The organism is Burkholderia sp. LMG 13014, from assembly GCF_905232215.1.
Taxonomy (GTDB): Bacteria; Pseudomonadota; Gammaproteobacteria; order Burkholderiales; family Burkholderiaceae; genus Burkholderia.
The window spans coordinates 1-3,177 of sequence record NZ_CAJNKE010000648.1 but is presented as its reverse complement, the minus strand read 5'-3'; the positions used below and the strand labels follow the sequence as shown (position 1 = coordinate 3,177).

The 3,177-nt window shown below is 65.8% G+C and carries 1 protein-coding gene; it reads left to right on the top strand.

Translation table 11 applies throughout. The features are described from left to right. Positions 1–310: 310 nt before the first annotated feature. The coding region (gene uvrA, locus JYJ84_RS32460) for an excinuclease ABC subunit UvrA (RefSeq protein ID WP_205189979.1) at positions 311–3,177 on the top strand (2,867 nt) is incomplete at its 3' end.

Here is a 3,177-nt window from a genome sequence, read left to right as displayed (position 1 = left end):
ATTCGGGCGCGGTCATGCGGGAAGACGTGGCAGACGGATTGGACATCGGGAATGTATTTCGAATGATCGGAATGTCCGCCCGACATCGGGCGGCGGAAGATCAGGACCAGCGGCCCGGGAGGCTTGGCGGGCGACACGTCGGGGCAGGATTCAGGCAGCCCGCAGGCCACCCGGAACCGCGCGGCGCGGCCGCTTTCCCGGCGCAGGTGCCACCTTGCTGCCACCTGCTGCTAAGGCTGGGGGCCCCAAACGACGGCCTCGAAAAGCCGTTATAGTAGCAGGTTTGGTTCCCTCCATTTTCGCCAGGTTCATGGAACAGATCCGTATCCGTGGGGCACGTACCCACAACCTGAAAAACGTCAATCTCGACCTGCCGCGCCACAAGCTGGTCGTGATTACCGGGTTGTCCGGGTCGGGCAAGTCGTCGCTCGCGTTCGACACCCTTTATGCCGAAGGCCAGCGCCGCTACGTCGAAAGCCTGTCGGCGTATGCCCGCCAGTTCCTGCAGCTGATGGAGAAACCCGACGTCGACCTGATCGAAGGCCTGTCGCCGGCGATCTCGATCGAGCAGAAGGCGACGTCCCACAACCCGCGTTCGACCGTCGGCACGGTCACGGAAATCCACGACTACCTGCGACTTTTGTTCGCACGTGTCGGCACGCCGTACTGCCCCGACCACGACATCCCGCTGGAAGCGCAGAGCGTGTCGCAGATGGTCGACGCGGCGCTGGCGCTGCCCGAGGAAACCAAGCTGATGATCCTCGCGCCCGTCGTCGCGAACCGCAAGGGCGAGCACGCCGAGCTGTTCGAGGACATGCAGGCGCAGGGTTTCGTGCGCTTTCGCGTGTGCTCCGGCGGCGGCACCGCGAACGAAGGCGTCGCGAAGATCTACGAGGTCGAGTCGCTGCCGAAGCTCAAGAAGAACGACAAGCACACGATCGACGTCGTCGTCGATCGTCTCAAGGTCCGCCCGGACATGAAGCAGCGCCTCGCCGAATCGTTCGAGACGGCGCTGCGCCTCGCCGACGGCCGCGCAATCGCGCTCGAGATGGATTCCGACCGCGAGCACCTGTTCAGCTCGAAGTTCGCGTGCCCGATCTGCTCGTACTCGCTGCAGGAGCTCGAGCCGCGCCTGTTCTCGTTCAACAACCCGATGGGCGCGTGCCCGGAATGCGACGGCCTCGGCCAGATCACGTTCTTCGACCCGAAGCGGGTCGTCGCGCACCCGTCGCTGTCGCTCGCCGCCGGCGCCGTGAAAGGCTGGGACCGCCGCAACCAGTTCTACTTCCAGATGCTGCAGAGTCTTGCGGCATTCTACGAATTCGACATCGACGCCGCGTTCGAGGATCTCCCGGAAAAAATCCGGAAGGTGCTGCTGTACGGCTCGGGCAAGCAGACGATCCCGTTCTCGTACATCAACGAGCGCGGCCGCACGACGATCCGCGAGCACGTGTTCGAAGGGATCATCCCGAACCTCGAGCGCCGCTACCGCGAGACCGATTCGGTCGCGGTGCGGGAAGAACTCTCGAAGTACCAGAACAACCAGCCGTGCCCGTCGTGCGACGGCACGCGCCTGCGCCGCGAAGCGCGCCACGTGCGGGTCGGCACCGGCGACTACGCGCGCGGCATCTATGAAATCAGCGGCTGGCCGCTGCGCGACGCGCTCGGCTATTTCGACGGCCTGACGCTCGAAGGCGCGAAGGGCGAGATCGCCGACAAGGTGATCAAGGAAATCGTCGCGCGCCTCACCTTCCTGAACAACGTCGGCCTCGACTACCTGTCGCTCGAGCGCAGCGCCGAAACCCTGTCGGGCGGCGAGGCGCAGCGCATCCGGCTCGCGTCGCAGATCGGCTCGGGCCTCACGGGCGTGATGTACGTGCTCGACGAACCGTCGATCGGCCTGCACCAGCGCGACAACGACCGCCTGATCTCGACCCTCAAGCACCTGCGCGACCTCGGCAACTCGGTGATCGTCGTCGAGCACGACGAGGACATGATCCGCACGGCCGACTACGTCGTCGACATGGGCCCGGGCGCCGGCGAGCACGGCGGCGTGATCGTGGCCGAAGGCACGCCGAAACAGGTGCAGTCGAACCCGCAATCGCTCACCGGCCAGTACCTGGTCGGCAAGCGCACGATCGAGTATCCGGACGAGCGGATGGCCCCCGATCCCGAGCGGATGCTGCGTATCGTCGACGCGCACGGCAACAACCTGAAGCACGTCGATCTCGAGCTGCCGGTCGGCCTGCTCACCTGCATCACCGGCGTGTCGGGCTCCGGCAAGTCGACGCTGATCAACGACACGCTGTATCACGCGGTCGCGCGCCACCTGTACGGGTCGTCGGCCGAGCCGGCGGCGCACGAGGCGATCGAGGGTCTCGAGCACTTCGACAAGGTGATCAACGTCGACCAGTCGCCGATCGGCCGCACGCCGCGCTCGAACCCGGCCACCTACACGGGCCTGTTCACGCCGATCCGCGAACTGTTCTCGGGCGTGCCGACCTCGAAGGAGCGCGGCTACGATCCGGGCCGCTTCTCGTTCAACGTGAAGGGCGGCCGCTGCGAATCGTGCCAGGGCGACGGCGTGCTGAAGGTGGAAATGCACTTCCTGCCGGACGTCTACGTGCCGTGCGACGTGTGCCACGGCAAGCGCTACAACCGCGAAACGCTCGAAGTGCAGTACAAGGGCAAGAACATCAGCGAAGTGCTCGACATGACCGTCGAGCAAGCGTACGAGTTCTTCAGCGCGGTGCCGGTCATCGCCCGCAAGCTGAAAACGCTGCTCGACGTCGGCCTCGGCTACATCCGCCTCGGCCAGTCGGCCACGACGCTGTCGGGCGGCGAGGCGCAGCGCGTGAAGCTGTCGCTCGAACTCTCCAAGCGCGACACCGGCCGCACGCTGTACATCCTCGACGAGCCGACCACCGGCCTGCACTTCCACGACATCGCGCTGCTGCTGGAAGTGATCCACCGGCTGCGCGACCAGGGCAACACGGTCGTGATCATCGAGCACAACCTCGACGTGATCAAGACGGCCGACTGGGTGATCGACCTCGGCCCCGAAGGCGGTGCCGGCGGCGGCCAGATCATCGCTCAGGGCACGCCCGAGCAGGTCGCGAAGACGAAGGCGAGCTTTACCGGCAAGTACCTCGCGCCGCTGCTCAAGCGCACGACCCG